Genomic DNA, 25,197 nt, shown 5'->3' with positions numbered 1-25,197 from the left:
TCTCTGTTCAAACCGATTCGAGCGACTTCAAATCGGCGCGTTTCGTTTCGAGGAGGGAGAATGCGTCGTGCGCCCTTTGCGCGACCTCGAGAATCGATGGCCAGTTGATCGGCAATTCCTCGGAGAGGTCGTGCAGGTCCATCTTCGCCTGCATCGCCTTTGCGGACAATTTCTTGATCTCGGCTTTCAACGCGTCGACATCGCTCACCAGGTCTCTCCTCATTTAATATTTCGCAACGTCCGGAAACTGGTTGACCATATCGACGCCCGCCTGGACGTATTTTGCGCCCTCCTCAGCGAGCTTGTCGAGACTGTCGAATCCGAATCGGTGAACGTCGCGCAATTGCTTGTTGACGACAATCAGGCGCCCGCCGATGAGAACCATGCGGCCAAAGCCTTCATGACTCATTTTCAACATGGGCGAAATCATCACGCCCGTCTGGCGTTCGATCGAGAGCGCAACCGCATTGAAGAAGAGTTCGAGGCGCCAGATCATGTCGGGATCAGGATCGCCGATAATCGGCAGCTTGCGGCGCTGCTCCTTATCGATGATGTAGGGATCAAGCAGAGAGAGATCCTTCTTGCTCTCCCACGCGCCGTGACTGTCTTGCGCGCGCCAGATTTTGATGAGCTCCTTGACGAAGGGCGCATCGGCGGAGGAAGGCGTTTCAATTGTTGCGGCCGCGTCAACCATGTTTCAATCCTCGAAATCCAATGTTTTGGGTTTGTCTTTGGCCAGCGCCTTTCGGAGCCACGGCGGCGGGGCGCCTTTCAGCACGTCCTCCAGCTTGACGAGCAGATCGGAGATTTCCTCGGGCTGGTTGACCTTCATCGGGTGAATGTTGTTGGCGACGACTCTCGCCGCCCCAGAGCCGCCGATCGCGGCGACATAGAGAATGGCGCAATCCTTGATGGCGTCGATTTTGGGCGCGAGCTTGTCTTCGTTGCCATCCTCTTTCAGGTCGCCGTCGAATTCGATCGCCTCGAGGAAGCGATGTCCCTCCGGACCTATTTCATAGATCGCGATGTTTTTAGCCCAGCCGAAATGCGCGTCGACGCGTTTCAGATCCTGGGTGGCGAATGCAATTTTCATGGCCCTGCGCCTTTCGTTCTCGGGTTAATGCGTGGACGGAGTCTTCGTACTGGCTCCGGGGTCATGAGCGCCGCCGCTCCAGGTCATAGGCGTCGGCTCGTGATTTTGTTCGTGATCCAGAATAATCAAATTGCTGATGTTGAAAATCAGATCGCGCGCGCCGCGATATCCGACCGAAAGAAGATGCCCGGCGCCGAGACGGTCGAACATCGGAAGCCCCATGCGATGAAACGGGATATTGAGCCGTTCGGCCGCCTGCCGGCCGTGAGAATGGGTGATCAGAAGATCGCATCCTTTTTCCGATGCGAGCGTCTCGAGATCCTCTAGGTCTCCGATCAGAACCTCCTCCGTTTGCACCTCACTGAGAACGGGCGACTGGGTCGTCGTCACCGCCGCCGCGACCTGCGCTCCCATTTCATGCAGCATGCTGCTGACGTCGAAGAGGAGATCAGGCTCGGCGCCGATTGCAAGCTTGCGTCCGCCGATGTGGAAATGACCGTCCAGCATCGCATCGACCAGCTGGCCGCGCTGGCGCCTGTATTTTGCAGGGACCGGCTTGCCGCTGACAGTGCTGAGGAACATGATGAAGTCGTCGTTCGGCGCCAATCCGCAGAGCCGCTGGAAGAGCCTGTAGGGAACGCCCGCTTTCTGTTGCATCGCCTCGGCCGCCGGACGCATCTGTTCGCCGAGCGCGATGGTCCAGGATGCGCCGCCCATCGAAGCGACTTCGTCAACCCCGATTCCGCCGATCGTCGTCGGCGTGAATTCATCCGGAATATGACCGTCTAGCGATCCGGCTAGATCCGGCAGAAAGGATGGCACGAGGCCAAAGTCCTCGGTGATGGTGCGTATTTCGTCGAGATCTCCCGGAGTGAGGTGACAGCCTGGCAGAACATTGACGCGCTTTGGATCCTTGGGCGCGCCTTCCTCCGGCGTCTCGACAAGGGTTTCAACCATCCGGGCGACGGTCTTTCCCCAGCCATCCTGAAACGCGTCCTTGAAATCCGGCGTCGAAACGTAAACCATCGGGAATTGGGCGAGGTGAGGATGCTTCTGGCGAATGAGCCGGAGATAGCCTTCAACGTCGTCGCCCTTTGTCTCCGTCACTCCGGTGGAGCAGATCCCGATCAGTTCCGGCTTGGTCCGGCTATGGATATTGAGAATCGCCTGTTCGACGTTCTCAAGACCTCCAAGCACCGTCGCGACTTCGCTCATCGCTGTGGTCTGCAGCGGAATCGCTTCCTTGAAGTGCCGAACGAACAGCACAAGCCCGAAGGATGTGCAGCCTTGCGATCCATGCAGCAGCGGCATGGCTCCGCGCAAGCCCATGAAAGCCAGCGCGCCGCCAATCGGCTGGCTCATTTTCAAGGGGTTTACCGCGCACGCTTTCCTGCCGGTTGTGACGCTCGCCATCGCCGTCCTACTCCGCCGCAGCAAGAACAGACGCGGCGGGAACCGCGCAGCGCGCAAGAATATCCTCGACCTTCGCCGAACAGGCGCCGCATCCGCCGGAAGCGCCGGTGCTCGTCCGGACCTCTTCTACGGTGGTCAGCCCTCCTGCGTTGATCGCATCTTCGATCACGCCGAGAGCGACGCTTTTGCAGTTGCAAATTTTTGCGCTCCGGCGGACCTCTTCCGCGCGTACGGGATCGGCCGCAAGAGCGGCGGCTTCTGCGTCCATCTGCGCCATAGCGAGCGATTGCCAGTTAGACGCCGGGTCGTCCCAGGGGGCGGGCTTGCGCACCTGTTCCCAGATCGGATTGTAAAGCGCCTTGTCGATCTCCTCGAGCAGCTTGACCATGCCGATGTAGCCCATATAGGCGTGATGACGCTCCTGATTGATGTCGAGCCATGGCATCGCCGCTTTGAGGGCCACGAATTGCGAGCGCCCGCCGGACAGCATGATGTCGGCCCGGGCGTCCTTCAGCATCTTGTACATTTCCCGCGGCGTCATATCCTCGATCATGTGGGCGTCCTGGCCCATGAGCTCCTTGATCCGCTCCTTATCTTCCTTGGTCGATTTTTTGACGCTGGTGCCGACAAGCTCCAGCCCCGCCTCTTGCAAGGCGGACAGGACGGACCAGGATTTCACGCCGCCGGTGATCAGCAGAACTTTCTTGCCCTCGAGCCGCGGCCTCAAATGTGCGATCGCAGCCCAGGCCTGCGCCTCCTCCCGCGCGATGACGGCTTCGGTGCGGTCCATCAATTCGGCCGGCGCGCCGCGTTCGATCAGCAGCCTCGCGATCTCACGCAGGGATTCGCTGGAATCGGTGATGCCGTAAAACGATCCCTCGAAATAGGGAATGCCGTAGCGCTCCTCCATCTTGCGGGCGACGTTGATCATCGCTTTTGAGCAGACCATCATCGAAGCACGGGCGCGATGCGAATAAGCAACCTCACGGTACTTGCCATCGCCCGAGATACAGGAGAGGACTCTAATCCCCAGCTCGTCGAGGAGCGGCTTCACCTGCCACAATTCGCCCGCGAGATTGTATTCGCCGATGATGTTGAGATCGTAGGGCGTCGTGTAATCCGGCTCTTCGGTTCCAATCACGTGTTCGAGGAGCGCTTCCCCGGCCAGTTTGTTGCCAAGATTTTTCGGCCCGACAAAGCCAGGCGAATTGATCGGAATAACCGGCTTGCCGAATTTCGTGCGCGCCGCTTTGCAGACTGCATCTATATCGTCGCCGATCATCGCGGGCACGCAGGTCTGATAAACGAAAACTGCAGGCGGATCGTATTTTTCAATGATCTGCTTGATCGCTTTGTAGAGGCGTTTTTCTCCGCCGAAAACGACATCAGTTTCATTGATGTCAGTTGTAAAGCCCGTCCGCCAGATGTTCGAGCCGGAAGATTTTGCGCCCCGGTTGTCCCACGAATTTCCCTCGCAGGCGATGGGACCGTGAACAAGGTGGGCGACGTCGGTCAGAGGTTGAAGGGCGATCTTGGCTCCGTCGAATGCGCATCCCCCGGCCGCACCGCCGGGTTGAAGCTGCTTCGTGCAGCCTTTCTTGCGTTCCGCTTCCGATTTGTTAGCGTTCTTACCGCACCCCGGTTCGTTGAAGACATCCTGGATCGTAGCGGACAGCGAACTCATTCGACTCTCCTGACTGGCCGCCGGCGATCGTCAATGACCGACTCTCCGGCGAGGCCATTGGGGTTGGCGGCTCGCCGCCGGCTTATGAGCGCAAAACTCAGGGCCGGCGGCGCTGCCGATCAGCGGGCTTAACGGATGATGTCGAAGCTGTAGTCCGACTTCGCGGGAACAATGGTGTTCTTGTCGATTTCGTCGAAAATCTTGTCGAGAATCCACACGAGAACGTTCATTCCGCCCTGGTAACCCCAAACCGGATAACGATGGTGATGATGTCGGTCGAAAACCGGGAAGCCGATACGGATCAGCGGCGTGCCGGTGTCGCGCTCAAGATACTTCCCGTAAGTGTTTCCAATCAGGAAATCTACAGGATCAGTAAACAGCAAGGAACGCATATGCCAGAGGTCCTTGCCGGGGTAGACATTGCAGTTTTTGCCGAAGGGCGAACTGTCGAACAGGGCCTGGACCTTTTTCTCCCAACCTTTCCCGCCATTGGTCGCCAAGACGTGGGTCGGCTCCGCGCCGAGTTCCAGCAGGAAGCCTGCAAGTCCAAGGCAAAGATCCGGATCCCCATAAATGGCGAACTTCTTGCCGTGAATATGAGCGCTCGAATCGGCGACCGCGTCGACGAAGCGGCCGCGCTCGCGCGCGATCGTCTCCGGGATCGGCTTTCCGGTGATGCGCGACACCTCCATCAGGAACTTGTCAGTCGCGGTCACCCCGATCGGGTGATTGAAGGCAAGAACCTCCTGGCCGTGGTCGGCGATCAGCGGAAGCGTCTTTTCGGTGCAATATTCCTGCATCGAGATCGTCGCCTTGGCGTGAACGGCGTTCGCGGCTTCTTCAAGGGTCGTTCCGCCGTCGTACATGCGGAATTCACCGTCAGTGGGCGTATCCCAGACGTCGCTGTTGTCGGCGAGAATGGTGTATTCGACTCCCATCAGGCCGAAGAGACGCTTGATCTCCCGAATGTTGCCGACCGTATAGCCGTCGAAGCCGCCGATGAAATTGATCTTTTCGTTCGGGACGCGTTCGAGCTTCGGCGCGGTGCCGGCCTTGCCGTCCCAGAAATGCGCAAAAATGCCTTTCATGACATTGTCATAGCCGGTGATATGGCTGCCGACGAATGCGGGCGTATGGGCGAAGGGCACGTCATAGTCTTGCGGGACGGAGCCTTTTTCCTTCGACGTTTTGATGAAGGCGTTCAGGTCGTCGCCGATGACTTCGGCCATGCAGGTCGTCGAGACGGAGATCATCTTGGGCTTGTACATGTTATAGGTGTTGGCGAGCCCGTCGATCATGTTGTTCAGGCCGCCGAACACCGCTGCGTCCTCGGTCATCGACGACGAGACGCAGGAGCTCGGCTCCTTGAAGTGCCGGGAAAAATGGCTGCGATAATAAGCGACGCAACCTTGCGATCCATGCACGAACGGAATGGTTTCCTCAAAGCCTACGGCGGCGAACACGGCCCCGAGCGGCTGACACGCCTTGGCGGGATTGACCGTCAAGGCTTCGCGGGCGAAATTCAGCTCTTTATATTCGGGCGTCTTCGCCCATTCGCGAATCCGCTCCACTTCCGCGGGGTCGCGGGGATTTTCAAACAGTTTCTTTTTATTCGCCAGCATCTGCTGGTATTCCGGACCCCGGAATAGCTCGAAGTGATCGAGCACATGATCTGCATTCTGAGTCATTCTGAAGCCCTTCTCAATATCCAAGCTTGAGTTGATCCCGCCCGCTGTTTGACGCAGGCGGGATTCTCGCGCTTATTCCGCGGCCAGTAGCGCCGGCGCAGGAGTTTGTTTCCATGGCGCCTTCGCCATTTTCCAGATCGGCGCGTTGATGGCCATGTCCATATCGCGCGCGAAAATCGCAAAGCCGTCGTAGCCGTGGTACGGGCCGGAATAGTCCCAGGAATGCATTTGCCGGAAAGGCACGCCCATTTTCTGGAAGACGTATTTTTCCTTGATGCCCGAGCCGACGAGATCCGGCTGGATCTTTTCGACGAACTTCTCGAATTCGTAACCCGTCACATCGTCATAGATGAGCGTGCCGTCCTTGACGTAATGCTGCGCGGTGCGCTGGTAATCGTCGTTGTGGCCGAACTCGTAGCCAGTCCCGACGACCTCCATGCCGAGGTCCTCATAGGCGCCAATGACGTGGCGCGGACGCAAACCGCCGACGAACAGCATGACCGTCTTGCCTTCGAGGCGAGGACGGTACTTGGCGATGATCGCATCCATCAGAGGCTGATAGCGCGCGATCACCCGCTCCGCGCCTTCCTTGATCTTGTCATCGAAATAGCTGGCGATCTTGCGCAGCGATTCCGCGATCTTGGACGGCCCGAAGAAGTTATACTCGCACCACGGCACACCGTACTTTTCTTCCATGTGGCGGGAGATGTAGTTCATCGAGCGGTAGCAATGGAGAACGTTAAGCTTCGCCTTCGGCGTCGCCTCGAGTTCCGCAAGACTGCCGTCGCCCGACCATTGCGCGATCACGCGAAGGCCCATTTCTTCGAGAATGATGCGCGAGGCCCAGGCGTCGCCACCGATGTTATAATCACCGATAATGGCGATGTCGTAGGGCGTCGATTCGAACTTCGGCGGAGCGTTCGGATCCATCTTTTCGAACACCCAGTCGCGAATGGCGTCGTTGGCGATATGATGGCCGAGCGATTGCGAAACGCCGCGGAAACCCTCGCAGCGGACCGGGACAATCGTCTTGCCGTCGTATTCCTTCGACTTCTGCTTCGAAACGGCTTCGATGTCGTCGCCGATGAGGCCGATCGGGCATTCGGACTGAACGGTGATGCCGTTGTTCAGCGGGAAGAGAACCTGGATTTCATCCATGATCTTGGCGAGCTTCTTGTCGCCGCCGAAGACGATGTCCTTTTCCTGGAAATCCGACGTAAACTGCATCGTGACGAACGTGTCGATGCCGGTCGTGCCGATATAATAATTGCGCCGGGCGGCCCATGAATACTGGCCGCAGCCGACCGGTCCATGGCTGATGTGGATCATATCCTTGATCGGCCCCCACACGACGCCCTTCGAGCCGGCGTAAGCGCAGCCGCGGATCGTCATGACGCCCGGGATCGACTTGAGGTTCGACTTGACGCCGCAGTCCGACTTGCCGGCCTCATGCACGTTCAGGTGCTTGGCGCGGCGTTTGGCGGTCTTCTCGGGATAGACTTTCAAAACCTCGTTGATCAGTTCTTTGTTTCGAGCCTTGATTTCCGCAACGCTCTCCGTTTTCGCCAAGCTCATGGCTTCACCTCGCTATTTGGTTGCTGCAACCCGTCCGGCCCCTCCGGCGGAGGGACCGGACACGTCACGTCATTGGATCAGGCAGTCGCCAGTTCCGCGGCGGACTTGCCGACTTGAGATTCGTCGACCGCCTTCATGATGCCGTGCTCCATGAGCATGTCTTCGAGCTCGTCCATCGTGATCGGCGTCGGGATGATGCCGTTGCCCTTGTTGGCGTGGACTTTCTCCGCGAGATTGCGGTAGTGCTGGGCCTGAACGGATTCGGGAGCGTATTCGATGACCGTCATGCGGCGCAGCTCGGCGTGCTGGACGATATTGTCGCGCGGCACGAAATAGATCAGCTCGGTGCCGAGCTTCTTCGCCAGAGCTTCAGCCAGCTCGAGCTCCTTGTCGGTCTGGCGCTCGTTGCAGACGAGCCCGCCGAGGCGCACGCCGCCGGAATTCGCGTATTTCAGAATGCCCTTGGAAATGTTGTTGGCCGCATACATAGCCATCATCTCGCCGGACATGACGATGTAGATTTCCTGCGCCTTGTTTTCGCGGATCGGCATCGCGAACCCGCCGCAGACCACGTCGCCGAGAACGTCGTAGGAGACGTAGTCGATGTCTTCGTAAGCGCCGTTCTCTTCAAGGAAGTTGATCGAGGTGATGACGCCGCGGCCGGCGCAGCCGACGCCCGGCTCCGGACCGCCGGACTCGACGCAACGGATGTCCTGGAAACCAACCTTCATGACCTCTTCGAGTTCAAGGTCTTCAACGCTGCCGGCGGCGGCTGCGAGGCTGAGGATGGTGTCCTGGGCCTTGGCGTGCAGGATCAGGCGGGTCGAGTCGGCCTTGGGGTCGCAGCCGACGATGAGGATGCGATGACCCATCTGGGCGAGCGCCGCCAGAGTGTTTTGGGAGGTGGTGGATTTACCAATGCCCCCCTTGCCGTAAAATGCAATTTGTCTAAGGGATGCCATCTTTGTCTCCTTCGGATTACTAATGACCTTCGCGCACTCTGCGCGAGACTGTTCCTCTGTCAGAAACGGACTCGCGGATCACGGGAAGGAGCGCATCGCTCGTCTTAGAGCGTCTGCGTGCGCTCAGCCCTCACTCGCCGTTCCGCCAACTTAGTCAGCAACCGCTATGCCAGCTCCTCATAAAAAATTTTGACATTGTTTTAATTGGACTTTCTGACGCGTCCGCAAGCTCCGATAGGCCTTGTGACGATGTGTACTAACTGACAACAAGGTGTCGGCTGTAACAAACGCAACATGGCCGGAGAGACGCCGGCAAAATCGTTAACGGACATGAGCCGTCGTGAATCTCCTAACCGGACCTAAACTTCGACGGCGGACAACGGAACGGAATTTGCTACCGTGAGGCCTGCGTCCTCTGGCGCATGTGAATGGCCATACCGCGGAGTTCAAATGCAGATTGGTGTTGAGACGTCCAAGGCGGTCGATCAGCGCCGCGTCTTTGTGATCGATCAGGACGAGATCGTACGCGCGGCGCTGCAATTCATGTTGCATGACGAAATCGAGACCCATGAGCTCGCGACACCGGAGGAGGCGTATGACAAAGCTTCCGGCTGGCTGAAACCCGACCTGTTGCTGTTGGGCGTCTCCTTCCTGAAGGAGCGGGGCATGCAACTTATCGAGGATTTGAAGGCGGAGTTCCCGAGCGTTCGAATTCTGACCGTCTGCGACAAGGCGGATGAGAAGACGGCCGTGGAGGCCATCAAGGCCGGCGCGCACGGCGCCATTGTCAAGCCGCTCAGCCTCGAGGCGGTTCGCAAGAAGGTCGATACGGTTCTCGGGCGCGGCGGCGCGGCGCCGCTCGTTCAACTGGGCATGCTCAAGTAGACGGAGATCGCCGGTATTGTCCAACGAGGCGGCGACTCGCCTGTATTGTTCTGGACTTGTCTGCGTAAAGCCGTCGGACCGGAGTTTTCGGGTGGCGACCATTATTTTCTACGAAAAGCCAGGTTGCAAGACGAACTCACAGCAGAAACGTCTGCTCGAGAACGCAGGCCACATCGTCGTCGCGCGCAACCTGCTCGCGCAATCCTGGACGCCGGAATCGCTGCGGCCGTATTTCGGCGACGCCGCTCCCGCGTCCTGGTTCAACGCCTCCGCGCCGGCCGTGAAGTCAGGAGCCGTGGATCCGGCGGCCATGGCTCCGGAAGCGGCGCTCGCGGCCCTCGCAGCCCATCCGATTCTCATCCGCCGCCCGCTGCTGGAAGTCGAGGGGAAGCGATCCGCGGGGTTCGGGGGCGCGTTGATTGCTTCCTTGCTGGCAGGCTTTGAGGGCGGCCTGACAACAGAGCGATGCACGCGGAGCACAGCCGCGCGCCCTTGCGCCAATGAATTTTCGCCGCGGCGCGGGGATCCGCCCACGGCGGATCATCCCGAGGACCTGTAACCGCTATGACCCAGAGCCCCGTCTTCTGCCGCGTCAGCGCCGAAGAAACAGCAAATCTCATCGGCGAGGGCGTTCTCCTGCTCGACGTCCGCGACGCCGAGTCGTTCGCACGTTCTCACATCGAAACAGCGATGAATCTGTCGATCGCCAATCTGGAAAATTTCGTCACTTCAACTGCGAAGCGCAGGCCGGTCCTGATCTACTGCCATCGAGGCTATGCGAGCGAGGAATTCGCCCGCCTCTTCTGTGAAAACGGATTTGAACGGGTCTACAGCCTCGAAGGCGGATATCTGGCCTGGGGAAAACAGCAATCCGCCAGAACGCCGCTCCCCGGACAGCTGCAGACGTGGTTGATCCGGCATGGCTTCCCGGCCGCCCGGATCGACGCCGTCGCGGCGAACGGCGTGACCCCCCTGATGATGGCGAGCCAGGCGGGAAATCTCAAGATCGTGCGCGCGCTGATCGCGGCGGGCGCCGCGCTTGATGCAAGAAATGACGATGGCAATACGGCGCTTTGGCTGGCCTGTTATAGCGGCCGCACCGATGTCGTCGACGCCCTCGCCGACGCCGGTTCGGCGATCGACAACCGCAACGAAAACGGGGCGACAGCCGTCATGTACGCGGCTTCGAGCGGCAAGGCCGCCGTTCTCGAGCGCCTGATCGTGGCGGGAGCTGATCTTACCATCGAGACGCTCGACGGCTTCACCGTTACGGATATGGCGGCGACGCTCGAATGCCTGACTCTCCTGCGCCGCGCCGCAGCCAAAAACAGCTCGAGGCCGGAGCCGTCAACAAGCGCCAAGGTCAGGCAATTGAATTTCTGAACGTCGTCGGGCCGGCGCCTGTCGAACCCTATATGGTTCCAGCCGGAAGAGCTGAACGGGAAAGTCTGAAAGGACGCCCCGGGCTCAACCGCGGGTCAACACCATCACGAGGCGCTCGACGAGCTTACCGCCGACCAAGTGAGATTCGAAAATTTCATCAATGTCTTCCGGAGTCTGCGGGCGATACCAAACGCCTTCGGGATAGACGACCATCAACGGGCCGGCCGAGCAGAATCCAAGACAGCCGGCGGCGGTGAACCCGACCTCGGTCAGGCCTTTCGCCTCGATTTTCTTGCTTAAACGGTCCCAGAGCGGCTGAGCGCCGAGCGCGCCGCAGCTTCCGCGCGGATGGCCCGGCGGACGTTGTGTGAAACAAGCAAAAATGTGTCGGGAATAGACTTGAGGAATTTCAAACGCCGTATCGTCGCTCACCGTCATAACGCCTCACTCACCACAAAATTCTGTCTGCAAAATCTGTCCGCAAATCCGCATTGGAGCCATGCAACCGGCAGCTTCGGCTCGGCGATGCAAACGCCAGTCCAGCCCCCTTGGGCCCTGTGGACGGCTTCAGGATGTCGGCTATCTGACAGCCGGCCGACACACGTCGCCTCGAAACGCGGTGTTAGTCGGAAAGGCGACAGCAAGCCGGCGCATTTCATTAAGGGATTCGCAAGGAAAAGTCCGCCGGCCGCCGCGCGGGCCCGGCTTTTGCAGTCCGAGATTCGTCAAGGAAGGACTTTGCATGGCGCGCTCCGCCCATACTCGTGATCGAGGCCAGCCGTTCGCCGTCGTTTTGGGGACGAATGAAATTGCCTCGGCTATTGCGGTGGCGCTTCACTCCAAGCGGATTTCGGTGGTCCTCTCGCACGATCCCTTTTCGCCCGTCATCCGGCGGAAAATGGCGTTTTACGACGCCCTCTTCGACGATCCCGTCACGCTCGGCGGCGTCACGCCCATCCGCGTCGACTCTGGCTTCGAAATTCTCTCAAATCGAGAGAGTCCCAGCGTGCTGATCACGGAACTCGGCCTCCTCGACCTCATCGTCATCCGCCGGTTCGAATTTCTGATCGACGCCCGGATGCAGCACTCTCAAACCACTCCGGATTTACGGCGCCTCGCCGGCGTCGCCATCGGCGTCGGCCCGGGATTTGTCGCAGGTCAAAACTGCGACATCGCCATCGAGACGAACCCGGATCGGAACGCGCGCCTCATGCGCGAGGGGTCGACAGGCGGCCCGGAGCGAAGCGCCGGACGCGATCGCTTCGTCTACGCGTCCAATCCAGGAAGATGGCGGACCGCGGCCGACATCGGCTTCAGAACGTTCAAAAACTTTATCGTTGGCCATCTCGATGGAATCGCCGTGGCCGCGCCGTTCGACGGATTTCTGCGCGGCGTCGTCCGCGACGGCGTCGAGGTCGTAGCCGGCGCCAGGCTTCTCGAGATCGACCCGCGCGGACGCCGGGCTTGCTGGGCGGGGATCGACGAGCGCGGCTGGACGACTGGACGGGCGATCACCCAAGCTCTCTCGAAATTCACCGTGGCCACGATCGGCGCGCGGGCCGCCTTATATGTCGTGAAATAGGATATCATGACAAACAACAAAGCGATCGGCGACGATATCAATTTTGGCGACGTTCCGGCCAAGATCAACGCGCTGCTTCAACGCGGCGTCGCCGCCTACCGCTCCGATCACAACGCCGCCGAACGTCTTTTCCAAGAAGCCCTCGCGGCGGCTCCCGAGCAGCTTCCCGTGTATTTTTGCCTCTACAAAATCCACACCTATCAAGGCGATCTGGATAAAGCCCTGAGCGTCGCCGAAGACGCCATCAAAGTCGCAGCCGGCCAGGCCGGTTGGAGCGCGGACTGGCGCGATTGGCGAATCGATCTGGCGCAAGGCGGCGACGCCGCCCGGTTTGCGCTCTACACGCTGAAGGCGCTCGCCTTTATCAGGCTTCGGCGCAACGAAAAGGGCCACGCCGTCGAGGCGCTTCAAGTCCTCGAGACCGTCGATCCACGCGGCCTCGTCGGATGGCCGGTCGTCGCGGCGCTCGCAGACGGCGTCGCCTGACCATACTCGTCTGGCGCCATGCTTGCAGGCTTTACCTACATCGGAGTCAACATGCGCGTCGGCGTATCCGAACCTAGCTAGCCTTGGCCAAAATGATGTTCAAACCTGTCCTTCCAAGTAAGACAAAGGCCGCATGCGGAGCAAACGCGCGCGTCCTTGAGGGAAGCGATCTCTCGATTGGCGCACGGCGGCCGTGTACACTTATGATCAAAGTCGGGATTCTGACATGACCCAAGAGGCGGATACACTAAAAGAACTCGCAGATCAGAAGTACAAGTATGGCTTCGTCTCGGACATCGAAAGCGAACTTGCGCCGAAAGGTCTTTCGGAGGAAACGGTCCGCTACATCTCGGCGAAGAAAAACGAACCCGACTGGATGCTTGACTGGCGTCTTGCCGCGTTCCGCCGCTGGAAGACGATGACGGAGCCCAAATGGGCGCGCGTTCATTATCCTCCAATCGACTTTCAGGACGCCTATTATTATGCGGCTCCGAAGGTGAAAAAGCCTGCGCCGGCAAGTCTCGATGAGGTCGATCCCGAGTTGATCAAGACTTACGAGAAACTCGGCATTCCCCTCTCTGAACAGAAAATGCTGACAGGGGTCGCGGTCGACGCGGTTTTCGATTCCGTTTCGGTCGCAACCACATTCAAATCCAAGCTTGAAGAAGTCGGAGTGATCTTCTGTCCGATCTCGGAGGCGCTCGCAAAACATCCCGACCTCGTTCGCAAATATCTGGGAACTGTGGTGCCGGTCGCGGACAATTTCTATGCGACACTGAATTCCGCGGTCTTCTCAGACGGATCGTTTGTCTACATTCCGGAAGGCGTTCGCTGCCCGATGGAATTGTCCACCTACTTCAGGATCAACGCGTCCAACACCGGACAATTCGAACGAACGATCATCATCGCCGACAAGGGCGCCTATGTCAGCTATCTCGAAGGCTGCACCGCGCCGATGCGCGATGAGAATCAACTCCATGCCGCAGTCGTCGAACTCGTCGCCCTCGAAGGCGCCGAGATCAAATATTCCACCGTACAGAACTGGTATCCGGGCGACGAGACCGGCAAGGGCGGCATCTACAATTTCGTGACGAAGCGCGGAGATTGCCGAGGCGCGAACTCCAAGATTTCGTGGACGCAGGTCGAAACCGGTTCATCAATCACCTGGAAATATCCATCGTGCATTCTCCGCGGCGAGAACTCGGTAGGCGAGTTCTACTCGATCGCCATCGCCAATCATTTTCAGCAGGCGGACACCGGCACCAAAATGATTCATCTTGGAAAAAACACCAAGAGCCGGATCATTTCCAAAGGCATTTCGGCCGGTTCCGCGCAGAACACCTACCGCGGCCTGGTGCGCGTGCATCACAAGGCGGAAGGCGCGCGGAATTTCACCCAGTGCGATTCGCTCCTCCTCGGATCGAAATGCGGCGCCCATACCGTGCCTTACATTGAGTCTCGCAATCCGTCGGCGATTCTCGAGCACGAAGCGACGACGTCGAAAATCAGCGACGATCAGCTTTTCTATTGCCAGTCGCGCGGAATTCCCGCCGAGGAAGCCGTCGCTCTGATCGTCAATGGCTTCTGCAAGGAAGTGTTGCAGCAGCTTCCCATGGAATTCGCGGTCGAGGCGCAAAAGCTTGTCGGCATCAGCCTGGAAGGCAGTGTGGGATGATCGGCGCGCCTTGGAGCCACACTCAAATACAGCAAGGGATCGGAGAGCGGCATGCTTGAAATCAAGGATCTTTACGCGAGCGTTCAGGGCAAGGAAATCCTGAAAGGCCTCTCTCTCAAGATCGGCGCCGGCGAGGTGCACGCCATCATGGGCCCGAACGGCGCCGGAAAATCGACGACCTCGTACGCCCTGGCGGGCCGCGAAGGCTACGACGTCACCAGCGGGTCGGTGACATTCAAGGGAGAAGACCTCCTCGCGCTGAAAGCCGAGGAACGCGCCGCCAAAGGCCTTTTCCTCGCTTTCCAATATCCGCTCGAAATTCCCGGCGTTTCGAATCTGACTTTCCTGAAGACGGCGGTGAACTCGCAAGCGCGGCTGCGCGGCGAAGCTGATCTCGACGCCGTGCAATTTCTCAAATTCGTGCGGACCACGGCGAAAACGCTCAACGTCTCCGAAGATATGTTGAAGCGGCCGCTCAATGTGGGCTTTTCGGGCGGCGAGAAGAAGCGCAACGAAGTGCTTCAGATGGCCATGCTCAAGCCCTCGCTGGCGATCCTCGATGAGACCGACTCGGGCCTTGATATCGACGCTTTGAAGGTCGTCGCCGAGGGAGTCAACGCCCTGCGCGCGCCGGACCGTTCGTTCCTGGTCATCACCCATTACCAGCGCCTGCTCGATTACATCGTGCCTGATTTCGTGCATGTCCTCGCGGGCGGCCGCATTGTTCGCTCCGGCGACAAATCCCTCGCGCTTCTCCTCGAAGAACAAGGCTATGAAGCCTTGACCGAAAAGGCGGCGTGACCGGATGGCCGCCCCGACGTTCAACCTCCTCCTTGACGCGATGACCGGCGCGTCCGCTCCGCCTGCCCCCTGGCTCGGAGCCCTGCGCGAGCAGGCCCGGACCCTTTTCGCGAGTAGCGGTCTGCCGACCCGCCACGTGGAGAGCTGGAAATATTCCGATCTTGCGCGCGCGCTCGAGATCAATGTCGAAAGCCCGGTCCCGACCGATCCCGCGCCTCTGTTGCCGGGTGCCCATGCCGTCCTGTTTGAGAACGGGGCGCTGAACGAGGCGAAATCCAACCTGTCCGCGTTCGGCGCCACGTCCTTGCGCGCTGTTCTCGCCGATCCGGCCGCCAACTTGGCCGGGGAAATCGGACGCGTCAATCCGCAGGCCGACCACGCGCTTCTCAACATCAACACGGCGCTTATGGAGGATGGTATTGTTGTTCGCGCGCCCGCGAATACCTCGATCTCGGCGCCGATCCACGTCATGTACGATTGGCGCGGCGAGGCGGCCCGGGCGCCCGAAGGCGGGCATCTGCGGTTGCTGATCGTGCTCGAAGAAGGCGCCTCCGCGACGCTTGTCGAATCTCACGCCGGATCGCCGGGCTTCTCCACCATCGTCACCGAGGTCCGCCTCGCCCGCAACGCCCGGCTGACGCATGTGCGCCTCGAACAATTGGGCGCGGGCGCGCGGCAGTCGGCCGTCACGCTCGGCGAGCTTGACGCCGCAGCCGCCTATAAAGGGTTTTATTTGTCGGAAGGCGCGCGATTCTCCCGGCATGAAGCCCTGTTGCGGATCGGAGAAAACGCGTCAGCGGAACTTGACGGCGTCTATCTCACGGGCGACGGACGCCATTGCGACAATACGACCGTCTTCACGCACGATGGCCTGAACGCTTCGAGCCGGCAGGTGTTTCGAGGGGTTCTCGCCGGCGCCTCTCGCGCGGCCTATCAAGGCTGTATCCAGGTTCGTCCTGACGCCCAGGGCGCGGACGCGCGGCAGATGAGCCGCGCCCTCCTGCTATCGCGCGACGCCGAGGTGGCGACCAAGCCGGAACTCGAAATCCTCGCCGACGACGTCAAATGCAGCCATGGCGCGACCGCCGGAGAGCTCGATCGCGCCGCGTTGTTTTTCCTTCGGGCTCGCGGAATTCCAGAGACGGAGGCGAAAGCGCTTCTCGTCGAAGCCTTTCTTGGAGAAATTCTCGACGAGATCGGCGACGAGACCTTGCGTTCGCGAGCCGCCGACGCCGTTTCCAGCTGGCTCAACACTCACGCCCGTGAGATCTCACATGCCCAATGAAGCGTTGACGCTCCCGAACAAGAACGCGCCCGCATTCGATATCGCGGAACTGCGCCGGGATTTTCCCATTCTCGCCCGGGAAATTCACGGACGGCCCCTCGTCTATTTCGACAACGCGGCTTCGGCTCAAAAACCGCAAGCGGTCCTCGACGCCGTCGAGAAGGCATACGCCGAGACCTATTCAAACGTTCATCGCGGCGTTCATTTTCTCTCTTCCGAATCGACCGCGCTCTTTGAACAGGCCCGCGAGTCGGCGCGGAACTTCGTCAACGCAAAAAAGACGGAAGAGATCATTTTCACCAAGGGCGGGACCGAGGCGATCAATCTTGTGGCATCGTCGCTCGGCGCCGACATCGAACCCGGAGACGAGATTATCGTCACCGAAATGGAGCATCACTCCAACATCGTTCCCTGGCATTTCCTACGCGAACGCAAGGGCGCGGTGTTGCGCTGGGTCGGCGTGACCGACGATGATTGCTTCGATCTTTCGGCGTTCGCCAAACTCCTGTCGCCAAAGACGAAGCTGGTCGCCGTTACGCATATGTCGAACGTGCTGGGGACCATCACGCCGCTCGCCGACATCATTCGATTATCGCACGCCGCTGGCGCCAAGGTTCTCGTCGATGGATGTCAGGGATCGGTCCATTCGATCGTCGATGTTCAGGCGCTCGGCTGCGACTTTTACGTCTGCACCGGACACAAGCTTTATGGACCGACAGGAATTGGCTTTCTCTACGGCCGTTACGAGCACCTGAAGCAGATGCGCCCGTATCATGGGGGCGGAGAAATGATCCAGGTCGTGACCAAGGACAACGTCACCTATGCGGATCCTCCGCACCGCTTCGAAGCCGGCACTCCGCCGATCGCGGAGGCGATTGGATTGGGCGCCGCGCTCGAATATCTCGGCTCCCTCGATCGCGCCGCGATCGCCGCTCACGAAAGCGCGTTGCTTGCTCACGCGACCGAGGAACTCGGTAAAATGAAGGGTGTCACCCTGTTCGGCCGTGCGCCGAACAAGGGCGCGCTGGTGACGTTTTCAACCGAAGGCGCTCACCCGCATGACGTCTCCACTTTGTTGGACCGGGCCGGAATCGCCGTGCGCGCGGGCAATCATTGCGCGCAGCCATTGATGGAGCGCCTCGGCGTGACGGCGACGACGCGGGCGTCCTTCGCACTTTACAACACACATGAGGAAATCGACGCCCTTGTCCGGGGCGTGCATAATGTTCTCGAGCTTTTCAAATGATCGACGCGAAGCGTCTCGATCTTCGTCAGGAAGCGGCCCTGGACATTGGGCCGGCTCGCGACGAAGCATCGAGGCCGTTCGACAGACCGCGGGAGATGAGCAAATGACGGACGTCGGTTCAGCTGACGCAGAGGCTGCGCGGGCGGTCTCGAAGGATTGGAACGTCGCCGAGATTGAAACTATCGTCATCGAGGCGTTGAGAACCATTTACGATCCCGAAATCCCGGTCAATATCTACGATCTAGGGCTGATTTACAGGATCGACGCATCTCTCGCCGGATTCGTCGAAATCGACATGACGCTCACAGCTCCCGGTTGTCCGGTCGCCGGCGAGATGGTCAGCTGGGTCCATAAGGCCGTGGACTCCCTGGAGCCCGTGTCCGAAGTCAAAGTCAATCTTGTATTCGATCCGCCCTGGGATCAGTCCAAGATGTCGGAAGAGTCCCGCCTGGATCTTGGCTTGATGTGAAAGCCGTTCGCCGGCGGCGTCATCGAGGCGAAATCCGTTGCTTTCAGCCTGCACGGCGGGCTTGTCGGCAAGAGCCGCGAGGCAATTCGCGGGGCGGTCTTGGCTCCTCCCGGCGGTTCGCAGCCGCCCGCCCATCGTCTCGTGATCCTTCCGGATTCATGTTAGCGTTCCGCCGCGGCGGGCTCGCGTTCGAGCCGGCCATCCATGAAGGGACATAACATATGACCGTAAGCGTAGCGCATCTACAACCGATCGTCTCCTTGCTCGCCGGCATCCTTATCTTGATCATGCCGCAGCTTCTCAACTATATCGTCGCGATTTTTTTGATTGTTTCCGGCGTTTTAGGCCTCGGGTTAATTCATTAAAAGAAAAACCAACAGCGCACGCCGCCTTCGGCGCTCTTTAGAGCATATTCCGATCGGATTGAATCCATCCAATCGACAAAACTATGCTCAAGCATTTGAACCTGGAGCGATTTCTGATCAATCGCGTGACTGCATGCGATCGGAAAGCGCTTTAGCGCCGCAGACGCGCCGATCAGGCCCCGTAGCGCGCCAGAAAAAGGGCGACCGCCTCCCTTGCATGAATCTGAAGCTCCGCGTCGGGAAAGGTGGCCTGCATGGCGAGGCCCTGGATCTGATGAAACGTGGTGACGGAGCCAATGAAGAGCCTCGCCGCCAGGCTTGGATTTGGAACATTTAGCTCTCCCTTTTTGCCGGTTTCATCGAGATAATCCGTGAGCCGCGTCAGGATCCGGCCGGGGCCTTGCCCATAAAAAATACGACCGAGTTCCGGCTCCCGCGGCGTTTCCGCGACGACGACGCGATAGAGGCGCAGAGAGTCCGCTCTGGTCAAGAGATGGAGGAGATTCAGCGCAAGGCTGAACAGAACCTCTGGCGGCGAGCCGCAGAGCGCGCCGTCTTCTTCGCCGCTCATGACCTCGGACGAACGGCGGCGCATCACTTCGGAAAACAGCGTCCCCTTGCAGCCGAAATGCCGGTAAAGCGTCTCCTTGGAAGCTCCCGCGTAGTCCGCGATGTGCTGCATCGTCGTTTCCGAATAGCCGCGTTCGAGAAACACGCGTTCGGCGACTGCGGCAATTTCGTCACGGCGCTTTTCTCCGCGCGGCACGCGCCTTGATGAGCGGGTCTGCGTCATTGACTTGGGCCTTTCACCATATTAACTGTACCCACGAGTTCGGTTATCGGTGCGTCTAAGTCGGCTGGCTGCACCCCCCTAAATCCTTTATCGGATGATTTCGAGCGATTTTCAGCATGAATCAGCCTTCAGAAAATCCCATCCCTCGCGAATATAGCGAAGAAATGTTTGAGGAGGGCGAGGACGCTCATCGTCCCCAGGAAAAGGAAGCCGGGGAGGAACACCCTCGGTCCGAAGAAGCGCCCAAGGGCGATGAGCAGTCGCCCAAGACAAAGCGTGCTTTGCTCCGCGCGGGCGGTGTTGTCGCCGCCGCGCTGATCGGCGGCGGGCTCTACCTCTATCTCTCGACGCGCAACATCCAGTCCACCGACGATGCGTTTGTTGATGGCCGCGCGATCACCATCGCGCCGCAGATTTCCGGACTTGTCACCTCGCTCGACGTCACCGACAATCAATTCGTGCGCAAGGGGGACCCGCTGATCCAGATCGATCCGCGGCAATATCTTCAGGACCGCGATTCCGCCGAAGGGGCGCTCAAAATCGCTAAGGCGCAGCTTACGGGCCAGAAGCTGGGGGCGGAAATCGCGCGCAAGAACTTCCCTGCGCAACTGCAGCAGGCGAAGGCCCGGCTCCTGTCGGCGCAAGCCGCTGAAGTCAAGGCGCAGGCCGATTACCAGCGGCAGCGAAGCCTGCCGAAGCAGGCGACGACGCAACAGGAAGTGGACGCAGCGACTGCGGGCCTGCGGCAGGCGCAGGCTCAAGTCGCGCTTGCCGAGGCGCAAGTGCTCGAGGCGGAACCCGCGCCCCAGCGCATCGGCCAGGCCGACGAGCAGGTCGGACAATTGTCGGGGCAGGTTGAACAGGCTCAGGCGAAGCTCGAGCAGGCGAACCTGAACCTCTCCTGGACAATCGTCAGGGCACCACAGGACGGCTGGATCACCAAACGAAATGTCGAAGTCGGCAATTATGTCACCCCCGGCCAGCAGATTTTCTCGATCGTTTCGCCGGAAGTCTGGGTCACGGCCAACTTCAAGGAGACGCAACTCGACCGGATGCGGCCCGGACAGGATGTCGACATCACGCTGGACGCCTATCCGCATCTGAGGCTCAAGGGCCACGTCGATAGCGTGCAGCTTGGATCCGGCTCGAAATTCACCGCTTTTCCGCCGGAGAACGCCACTGGGAATTTTGTCAAGATCGTACAGCGGATTCCCGTTAAAATCGCCATCGACAGCGGCCTCGACCCTAATCTGCCGGTTCCGCTCGGGGCCTCCGCCGTGCCGACGGTGAAGCTGCAATGAACGCCGCAGATTCAGCGGCGAAATGGAAGCCGTCGTCCAACCCCTGGGCGATCGCGGTCGTCGTCACCCTCGCAGCCTTTATGGAGATCCTCGACACAACCATCGTCAACGTCGCCCTGCCGCATATCGCGGGCAGCCTCTCCGCAAGCAATGACGAAGCGACATGGGCGCTCACGTCCTACCTTGTCGCCAACGGAATCGTCCTGACGATTTCAGGATGGCTGAGCGCCGTGATCGGCCGCAAGCGCTACTTCATGATCTGCATCGGAATGTTCACGGTTTGCTCGTTCCTTTGCGGGATCGCCGGCAGCCTGCCCCAGCTCGTCGTGTTCCGTCTCGCCCAGGGGTTCTTCGGCGGCGGCATGCAACCAAGCCAGCAATCCATCATCCTCGACACGTTTCCGCCGGACAAGCGCGGAGGCGCCTTCGCGGTCACCGCCATCGCGACCATCATCGCGCCCATTCTCGGGCCGACGCTTGGCGGCGTTGTGACCGACACCTACAATTGGCGATGGATTTTTTACGCCAATATTCCCGTCGGCCTCATCGCTTTGTTCTTTGTCTACGTGCTGGTCGAGGATCCGCCCTGGCTGTCGAAAGCCTCCGCCAAACACATCGACCTCATTGGCCTCGGACTGATCACTCTCGGCCTCGGCTGCTTTCAGATTATGCTCGACCGCGGCGAGGATGACGACTGGTTCGGATCGCCCTTCATCGTGCTCATGGCGGCTCTCGCCGTCATTGGCGTCGTCGGCGCCGTCATCTGGCTGCGGATCGCGAAAAATCCGATCGTAAATCTCGATGTCTTCAAGGACAGGAACTTCGCCACGGGCTGCTTCTGCATCGCCGCGACCGGCGGCGTCCTTTACTCCGGCGCCATCATCATTCCGCAATTCGCGCAAACCGTGATCAACTACACAGCGACATGGGCCGGGCTCATTCTCTCGCCCGGCGGCATGGTGGTCATCCTGTTGATTCCGGTGGTCGGCCTCTCGATGCGCTTCGTCCAGACGCGCATCATTATCGCGACCGGATTTTTTGTCATGGGACTTGCGTTTTTGTATTCAAGCAGGCTTGCTCCATCGATTGATTTCACCACATTGATGCTGATGCGCTCGGCGCAGGCGGCGGGCCTCGCTTTCCTGTTCGTTCCGATCAGCACCATCGCCTATACAACCTTGCCGCGGCGGCTGAACGGAGACGCGACGGCGCTTTTCTCCATGTTCCGCAATGTCTTCGGCTCGATAGGGATCTCGATTTCGAGCGCCATGATCACGGAAAGAACCCAGGCGCATCAGGCGAGTCTGTCAAAATGGGCGACGCCGTTTCATCAACCCTTCAATGAGCTGATAGCGGCCTACGAAAAAGCGTTGGTGGCGATGGGCCGCGCGGCGGGCGCGGCGCATGACATCGCTATCGGCCAAGTCTATCAGTCCTTCCGCACACAGGCTCAGGTTCTTGGCTATTCGGACGTGTTTGTCTATGTGGCGATCGTCTCATTCAGCGTCGTTCCGGTCTGTTTCTTCATGACGAACAAAAAGGCGGCCGCTCGCGGTTCCGCTCATTGACGGCCCTCGATGGAATCTCTTCTCATGACGTCGGCGCAGAGTGATCCTCCTCTTGGAGCGCCCGCAAACCAGGCTGGCCAGGCGATGATCTGCACACATCGGATGTTGCTGGCGGCGGGGCTGGCGGCTTGTCTTTCGACGGCCGGCTGCTCCGTCGGTCCTGATTTCTCGCCTCCCGATCCGTTGCTGCCGCGCGCCTCATTCTTTGGAAAGCCCGAGCCGCAGCCCGCGGAATCCGCGAATCTTGAAGCCGCGATCCCCGACCCGCCGGCGGAAGCCGCGTGGTGGCGGACCTTTCGCGATCCTGTCCTCACATCCCTTGCCGAACGGGTCGCAGGCGCAAATCTCGACGTACAGACCGCGACGGCGCGACTTTCGGAAAGCCGCGCCCAGCGGGGCGGCGTCGCCGCGGCGGCTCTCCCGTCGGTCAACGGCAACGGCCAATATCAGCGGACTCTCTACAGCAAAAACGGCCTTTTGAGCCTGCTTGGTCCCGACGCGCATGTGCCGCCCGTCAGTATCTGGCAGACCGGCTTCGACGCGTCCTGGGAGCTCGACCTCTGGGGTCATGTCAGACGCCAGATCGAATCCGCGGACGCGCAAGTCGAGACGGCTGAATACCAGCGCCGCGATGTGCTCGTCGCGGCGCTGGCGGAAACCGCCCGGGATTACATCGCGCTGCGGGCCGCGCAGACGCAACTTGCGATCGCGACAGAGACGCTCAAGAGCTCCAGCGACATCCTCGAACTCACCCGAACCCGTGCGCAAAAGGGGCTCACCACCGGCCTCGACGTGGAAAATGCGGCGGCGCAGGTCGAAAACGTGCGGGCTCAGATCCCGAACTTCAGCAACGATGTTGAAAACCAGATCAACGCCATCAGCCTGATCCTCGACGAACAACCCGGTGCGCTCCGGAGCGAACTGGCGCAGCCGAAGGCGATCCCTCCGGCGCCGCCCCGGGCGCCGCTGGGGGTTCCTTCAGGACTGGCCCGGCGTCGCCCCGACATTCGCGCCGCAGAGGCGCAATTGCATGCCGCAACAGCGAATATCGGGGTCGCCGTCGCCGAATTCTACCCGAGCGTGAAATTGAACGGAAATCTTGAACTCAACGCCCTTTCCCTCAACAAGCTTTGGACAGGCAATGCGCTGCAATATATGGCCGGCCCGACGGTCTCATTGCCAATCTTCGAGGGCGGACGTCTGACCTCGACTCTGAACCTTCGCACCGAGCAGCAGCAGGAAGCCGGACTCCAATACCACAAGACCGTGCTTCAGGCCTGGCATGACGTCGTCAATGCGTTGAACGCCTATGGCTCCGAACAACGGCGACGCGACAGCCTGAGAGCTGAGGTCGAGCACTCGCGAACGGCTCTCATGCTTTCCCGCGTGCGCTACAGCAATGGCGTCGGGGACTTCATCACGGTTCTCGATGCGGAGCGCACTTTGTTGCAGTCGCAACAGCAGCTCGCGCAAAGCACGGCCGCCGTCTCGACCAACCTTGTCCAGTTGTACAAGGCGCTTGGCGGCGGTTGGGAGCAAACGTTTCCCGATCAGCCGCAGCAAACGGCCGCGACGGCGCAACTCCCGCAATAACGGCGGCGGGTTCGGCGGCGTATCCGGGTCGGCGGCGGATCAAAGACCCGTCGGGACTGGCCCATCCCCCCTTTCTTCTGTTTGACCGCTATTGTACGATATTGACGAGAGGACCAATCAAGAAAAAGGGTAACGATCCATGGCGGGAGCCAGCACTATTCGAATCCCGGCGCTGAGCGCCACCGTGCTTGTGACCGCCGCGCTTTATTTCGCGCGCTCGATCTTCGCGCCCCTCGCGGTCGCGCTTTTCGTCATGGCCGTCGTCTGGCCGATTCAGGAAACCCTCCAGAAGCGCATCCCGAAAGGACTAGCGATCCTGGTCACGATTCTGGTGACCGTTGTCGTGATGATCGCTTTTGGCTCGCTCATCGCGTGGGGACTTGGCGAGGTGGGCCGCTGGTTCATGGCCAATACCGCACGCTTTCAGTCTCTCTTCATGGAGACGACGGTTTGGCTGGAGCAGCACGACATCTTCATCGCCGATTCGCTCTCCGACAAGTTCAATGCCGCGTCTTTGATGCAATACGCCTCATCTGTCGCCGACATCGTGAACAGCCTGATCGGATTTAGTCTTATCGTGCTGATCTATATGATGCTTGGGCTTCCCGAGGTCGATGATTTCAGACAGCATATCAAGAATTTCGACAACCGGACAGCGGCTAGCGATTTCCTGCACGCCGGCCAGGGGGGAACGAATTTTCTCCAGGCGATTGAAACGATCTCCGAGAAGGCGCGGACCTACATGGTGGTGCGCACCCTTGCGAGCATTCTGACGGGGGTCGCTGTCTGGGCCTTCTTGTGGATCGAGGGCGTCGATCTCGCGCCCGAGTGGGGCGTGATCGCCTTCGCTCTCAATTTCATCCCCTATATCGGCACATTGATCGCGACTGTCCTGCCGACCGTCCTGGCCTCCGCTCAATTCGAATCGGTGCAAATGGGAGCCTATGTTTTCGTCGGGCTCATTTTCGTCCAATCCGTGATTGGCAGCTATATCGAGCCGACATTTTCAGGCGCGAAACTCGCTATCTCTCCCTTCATCTCGGTGGTGGCGCTCTTCATGTGGAGCTTTCTTTGGGGGCTTCCGGGCGCCCTCATCGGCGTCCCCTTGACGCTCGCCGTCATCACCTTGTGCGACCTTAATCCATCGAGCCGCTGGATCGCGACGATGCTTTCAGGGCCGCCGAAAAATACGCTCGCGGCGCAGGACGTCGCGCACAGCGTCGAAAAGGAAGTCATGAAAAAGATGAGCGACGCTCACTGAGCCAATCAAGGGCGCGTCTTGAATTCGCATTGGCGAGGCGAAAATGGCGCCTCGCCTTGTATCCGGCGATTGATGCGCCCGCATCACGT

The 25,197-nt window shown here is 59.8% G+C and carries 25 protein-coding genes; 15 read left to right on the top strand and 10 right to left on the bottom strand.

Going from position 1 to position 25,197, the window contains the following annotated elements; translation table 11 throughout:
• Positions 1 to 7: 7 nt before the first annotated feature.
• The 8 genes from BM177_RS01615 to nifH form a co-directional block, all read right to left on the bottom strand.
• Positions 8 to 208, bottom strand: coding sequence for a CCE_0567 family metalloprotein (locus tag BM177_RS01615; RefSeq protein ID WP_091677463.1), 201 nt, complete (start codon positions 206 to 208; stop codon positions 8 to 10).
• 15 nt (positions 209 to 223) lie between these two features.
• Complete coding sequence (locus BM177_RS01610) at positions 224 to 694, bottom strand: NifX-associated nitrogen fixation protein (RefSeq protein ID WP_091676499.1); 471 nt, start codon at positions 692 to 694, stop codon at positions 224 to 226.
• A gap of 3 nt (positions 695 to 697) precedes the next feature.
• Entirely contained in the window at positions 698 to 1,093 is a 396-nt protein-coding gene (gene nifX / locus BM177_RS01605; RefSeq protein ID WP_091676496.1) for a nitrogen fixation protein NifX, read from the bottom strand.
• Between the two features lie 24 nt (positions 1,094 to 1,117).
• Entirely contained in the window at positions 1,118 to 2,506 is a 1,389-nt protein-coding gene (gene nifN / locus BM177_RS01600; RefSeq protein ID WP_091676491.1) for a nitrogenase iron-molybdenum cofactor biosynthesis protein NifN, read from the bottom strand.
• Positions 2,507 to 2,513: 7 nt separating this feature from the next.
• Complete coding sequence (gene nifE, locus BM177_RS01595; protein WP_091676487.1) at positions 2,514 to 4,190, bottom strand: nitrogenase iron-molybdenum cofactor biosynthesis protein NifE; 1,677 nt, start codon at positions 4,188 to 4,190, stop codon at positions 2,514 to 2,516.
• 128 nt (positions 4,191 to 4,318) lie between these two features.
• Positions 4,319 to 5,878, bottom strand: coding sequence for a nitrogenase molybdenum-iron protein subunit beta (nifK, locus tag BM177_RS01590; RefSeq protein WP_091676484.1), 1,560 nt, complete (start codon positions 5,876 to 5,878; stop codon positions 4,319 to 4,321).
• Positions 5,879 to 5,950: 72 nt separating this feature from the next.
• Positions 5,951 to 7,453, bottom strand: a complete 1,503-nt coding sequence (gene nifD / locus BM177_RS01585) for a nitrogenase molybdenum-iron protein alpha chain (protein ID WP_091676479.1) — start codon at positions 7,451 to 7,453, stop codon at positions 5,951 to 5,953.
• A gap of 77 nt (positions 7,454 to 7,530) precedes the next feature.
• The gene (gene nifH / locus BM177_RS01580) at positions 7,531 to 8,415 is read right to left on the bottom strand and encodes a nitrogenase iron protein (RefSeq protein WP_091676476.1); all 885 of its coding nucleotides are present in this window, start codon (positions 8,413 to 8,415) and stop codon (positions 7,531 to 7,533) included.
• 450 nt (positions 8,416 to 8,865) lie between these two features.
• On the opposite strand from nifH, the gene BM177_RS01575 reads away from it, so the two are divergent.
• The 3 genes from BM177_RS01575 (at position 8,866) to BM177_RS01565 (ending at position 10,683) form a co-directional block, all read left to right on the top strand.
• Entirely contained in the window at positions 8,866 to 9,300 is a 435-nt protein-coding gene (locus BM177_RS01575; RefSeq protein WP_091676471.1) for a response regulator, read from the top strand.
• 91 nt (positions 9,301 to 9,391) lie between these two features.
• Positions 9,392 to 9,859 carry an ArsC/Spx/MgsR family protein gene (locus BM177_RS01570; RefSeq protein ID WP_091676468.1) on the top strand — a complete coding sequence of 156 codons (468 nt, stop codon included), beginning with the start codon at positions 9,392 to 9,394 and terminating at the stop codon, positions 9,857 to 9,859.
• Between the two features lie 5 nt (positions 9,860 to 9,864).
• Positions 9,865 to 10,683, top strand: a complete 819-nt coding sequence (locus BM177_RS01565; RefSeq protein WP_091676464.1) for an ankyrin repeat domain-containing protein — start codon at positions 9,865 to 9,867, stop codon at positions 10,681 to 10,683.
• Between the two features lie 84 nt (positions 10,684 to 10,767).
• On the opposite strand, the gene BM177_RS01560 is transcribed toward BM177_RS01565, so the two are convergent.
• Entirely contained in the window at positions 10,768 to 11,121 is a 354-nt protein-coding gene (locus BM177_RS01560; RefSeq protein WP_091676459.1) for a (2Fe-2S) ferredoxin domain-containing protein, read from the bottom strand.
• A 304-nt stretch (positions 11,122 to 11,425) separates the two neighbouring features.
• On the opposite strand from BM177_RS01560, the gene BM177_RS01555 reads away from it, so the two are divergent.
• From BM177_RS01555 to BM177_RS01520, 8 genes are all read left to right on the top strand, one after another.
• Positions 11,426 to 12,265 carry a hypothetical protein gene (locus BM177_RS01555; protein ID WP_091676455.1) on the top strand — a complete coding sequence of 280 codons (840 nt, stop codon included), beginning with the start codon at positions 11,426 to 11,428 and terminating at the stop codon, positions 12,263 to 12,265.
• Between the two features lie 6 nt (positions 12,266 to 12,271).
• Positions 12,272 to 12,751 (top strand): hypothetical protein, encoded by a 480-nt coding sequence (locus BM177_RS01550; protein WP_091676452.1) that lies wholly within the window; start codon positions 12,272 to 12,274, stop codon positions 12,749 to 12,751.
• Between the two features lie 226 nt (positions 12,752 to 12,977).
• The gene (gene sufB / locus BM177_RS01545; RefSeq protein ID WP_091676449.1) at positions 12,978 to 14,426 is read left to right on the top strand and encodes a Fe-S cluster assembly protein SufB; all 1,449 of its coding nucleotides are present in this window, start codon (positions 12,978 to 12,980) and stop codon (positions 14,424 to 14,426) included.
• A 51-nt stretch (positions 14,427 to 14,477) separates the two neighbouring features.
• Positions 14,478 to 15,227 (top strand): Fe-S cluster assembly ATPase SufC, encoded by a 750-nt coding sequence (gene sufC / locus BM177_RS01540; protein WP_091676445.1) that lies wholly within the window; start codon positions 14,478 to 14,480, stop codon positions 15,225 to 15,227.
• Between the two features lie 4 nt (positions 15,228 to 15,231).
• Entirely contained in the window at positions 15,232 to 16,512 is a 1,281-nt protein-coding gene (gene sufD / locus BM177_RS01535) for a Fe-S cluster assembly protein SufD (RefSeq protein WP_091676441.1), read from the top strand.
• Complete coding sequence (locus BM177_RS01530; protein ID WP_091676436.1) at positions 16,502 to 17,758, top strand: aminotransferase class V-fold PLP-dependent enzyme; 1,257 nt, start codon at positions 16,502 to 16,504, stop codon at positions 17,756 to 17,758. Before sufD ends, BM177_RS01530 begins: the two co-directional genes overlap by 11 nt.
• A 103-nt stretch (positions 17,759 to 17,861) precedes the next feature.
• A complete protein-coding gene (locus tag BM177_RS01525; protein WP_091676432.1) occupies positions 17,862 to 18,227 on the top strand; it encodes a DUF59 domain-containing protein in 366 nt (121 codons plus the stop codon).
• 221 nt (positions 18,228 to 18,448) lie between these two features.
• Positions 18,449 to 18,592, top strand: a complete 144-nt coding sequence (locus BM177_RS01520) for a DUF3096 domain-containing protein (protein WP_091676429.1) — start codon at positions 18,449 to 18,451, stop codon at positions 18,590 to 18,592.
• Between the two features lie 172 nt (positions 18,593 to 18,764).
• Here the strand turns inward: BM177_RS01520 and BM177_RS01515 are convergent, their stop codons facing one another.
• Positions 18,765 to 19,385, bottom strand: coding sequence for a TetR/AcrR family transcriptional regulator (locus tag BM177_RS01515; protein ID WP_091676426.1), 621 nt, complete (start codon positions 19,383 to 19,385; stop codon positions 18,765 to 18,767).
• Between the two features lie 116 nt (positions 19,386 to 19,501).
• Between BM177_RS01515 and BM177_RS01510 the strand changes: the two genes are divergently transcribed.
• The 4 genes from BM177_RS01510 to BM177_RS01495 all read left to right on the top strand — a co-directional run bounded on the left by BM177_RS01510 (position 19,502) and on the right by BM177_RS01495 (position 25,108).
• Positions 19,502 to 20,686 carry an HlyD family secretion protein gene (locus tag BM177_RS01510; protein WP_244532028.1) on the top strand — a complete coding sequence of 395 codons (1,185 nt, stop codon included), beginning with the start codon at positions 19,502 to 19,504 and terminating at the stop codon, positions 20,684 to 20,686.
• Positions 20,683 to 22,254, top strand: a complete 1,572-nt coding sequence (locus tag BM177_RS01505) for a DHA2 family efflux MFS transporter permease subunit (protein ID WP_091676422.1) — start codon at positions 20,683 to 20,685, stop codon at positions 22,252 to 22,254. The genes BM177_RS01510 and BM177_RS01505 overlap by 4 nt, the downstream gene beginning before the upstream one ends.
• Before the next feature lie 24 nt (positions 22,255 to 22,278).
• Positions 22,279 to 23,847 carry an efflux transporter outer membrane subunit gene (locus tag BM177_RS01500; RefSeq protein WP_244532027.1) on the top strand — a complete coding sequence of 523 codons (1,569 nt, stop codon included), beginning with the start codon at positions 22,279 to 22,281 and terminating at the stop codon, positions 23,845 to 23,847.
• 139 nt (positions 23,848 to 23,986) lie between these two features.
• Positions 23,987 to 25,108: an AI-2E family transporter gene (locus tag BM177_RS01495; RefSeq protein WP_091676419.1), complete on the top strand. Its 1,122-nt coding sequence runs from the start codon at positions 23,987 to 23,989 to the stop codon at positions 25,106 to 25,108.
• Positions 25,109 to 25,197 lie beyond the last annotated feature (89 nt).

The organism is Methylocapsa palsarum (assembly GCF_900114285.1).
Classification (GTDB): Bacteria; Pseudomonadota; Alphaproteobacteria; order Rhizobiales; family Beijerinckiaceae; genus Methylocapsa; species Methylocapsa palsarum.
Note: the sequence above shows the minus strand (reverse complement) of the source record. Positions and strands in the feature narration are given on the sequence as shown.

What these genes read in the sequence shown, in the direction of transcription:
- BM177_RS01575 (WP_091676471.1), top strand. Translation starts at nt 8,866, where the DNA reads ATGCAGATTGGTGTTGAGACGTCCAAGGCGGTCGATCAGCGCCGCGTC.
- BM177_RS01510 (WP_244532028.1), top strand. Translation starts at nt 19,502, where the DNA reads ATGAATCAGCCTTCAGAAAATCCCATCCCTCGCGAATATAGCGAAGAA.
- BM177_RS01610 (WP_091676499.1), bottom strand. Translation starts at nt 694, where the DNA reads ATGGTTGACGCGGCCGCAACAATTGAAACGCCTTCCTCCGCCGATGCG.
- sufB (WP_091676449.1), top strand. Translation starts at nt 12,978, where the DNA reads ATGACCCAAGAGGCGGATACACTAAAAGAACTCGCAGATCAGAAGTAC.
- nifE (WP_091676487.1), bottom strand. Translation starts at nt 4,190, where the DNA reads ATGAGTTCGCTGTCCGCTACGATCCAGGATGTCTTCAACGAACCGGGG.
- nifD (WP_091676479.1), bottom strand. Translation starts at nt 7,453, where the DNA reads ATGAGCTTGGCGAAAACGGAGAGCGTTGCGGAAATCAAGGCTCGAAAC.
- nifH (WP_091676476.1), bottom strand. Translation starts at nt 8,415, where the DNA reads ATGGCATCCCTTAGACAAATTGCATTTTACGGCAAGGGGGGCATTGGT.
- BM177_RS01520 (WP_091676429.1), top strand. Translation starts at nt 18,449, where the DNA reads ATGACCGTAAGCGTAGCGCATCTACAACCGATCGTCTCCTTGCTCGCC.
- sufD (WP_091676441.1), top strand. Translation starts at nt 15,232, where the DNA reads ATGGCCGCCCCGACGTTCAACCTCCTCCTTGACGCGATGACCGGCGCG.
- nifN (WP_091676491.1), bottom strand. Translation starts at nt 2,506, where the DNA reads ATGGCGAGCGTCACAACCGGCAGGAAAGCGTGCGCGGTAAACCCCTTG.
- BM177_RS01500 (WP_244532027.1), top strand. Translation starts at nt 22,279, where the DNA reads ATGACGTCGGCGCAGAGTGATCCTCCTCTTGGAGCGCCCGCAAACCAG.
- BM177_RS01525 (WP_091676432.1), top strand. Translation starts at nt 17,862, where the DNA reads ATGACGGACGTCGGTTCAGCTGACGCAGAGGCTGCGCGGGCGGTCTCG.
- nifX (WP_091676496.1), bottom strand. Translation starts at nt 1,093, where the DNA reads ATGAAAATTGCATTCGCCACCCAGGATCTGAAACGCGTCGACGCGCAT.
- BM177_RS01505 (WP_091676422.1), top strand. Translation starts at nt 20,683, where the DNA reads ATGAACGCCGCAGATTCAGCGGCGAAATGGAAGCCGTCGTCCAACCCC.
- BM177_RS01515 (WP_091676426.1), bottom strand. Translation starts at nt 19,385, where the DNA reads ATGACGCAGACCCGCTCATCAAGGCGCGTGCCGCGCGGAGAAAAGCGC.
- BM177_RS01550 (WP_091676452.1), top strand. Translation starts at nt 12,272, where the DNA reads ATGACAAACAACAAAGCGATCGGCGACGATATCAATTTTGGCGACGTT.
- BM177_RS01495 (WP_091676419.1), top strand. Translation starts at nt 23,987, where the DNA reads ATGGCGGGAGCCAGCACTATTCGAATCCCGGCGCTGAGCGCCACCGTG.
- sufC (WP_091676445.1), top strand. Translation starts at nt 14,478, where the DNA reads ATGCTTGAAATCAAGGATCTTTACGCGAGCGTTCAGGGCAAGGAAATC.
- nifK (WP_091676484.1), bottom strand. Translation starts at nt 5,878, where the DNA reads ATGACTCAGAATGCAGATCATGTGCTCGATCACTTCGAGCTATTCCGG.
- BM177_RS01555 (WP_091676455.1), top strand. Translation starts at nt 11,426, where the DNA reads ATGGCGCGCTCCGCCCATACTCGTGATCGAGGCCAGCCGTTCGCCGTC.
- BM177_RS01560 (WP_091676459.1), bottom strand. Translation starts at nt 11,121, where the DNA reads ATGACGGTGAGCGACGATACGGCGTTTGAAATTCCTCAAGTCTATTCC.
- BM177_RS01530 (WP_091676436.1), top strand. Translation starts at nt 16,502, where the DNA reads ATGCCCAATGAAGCGTTGACGCTCCCGAACAAGAACGCGCCCGCATTC.
- BM177_RS01565 (WP_091676464.1), top strand. Translation starts at nt 9,865, where the DNA reads ATGACCCAGAGCCCCGTCTTCTGCCGCGTCAGCGCCGAAGAAACAGCA.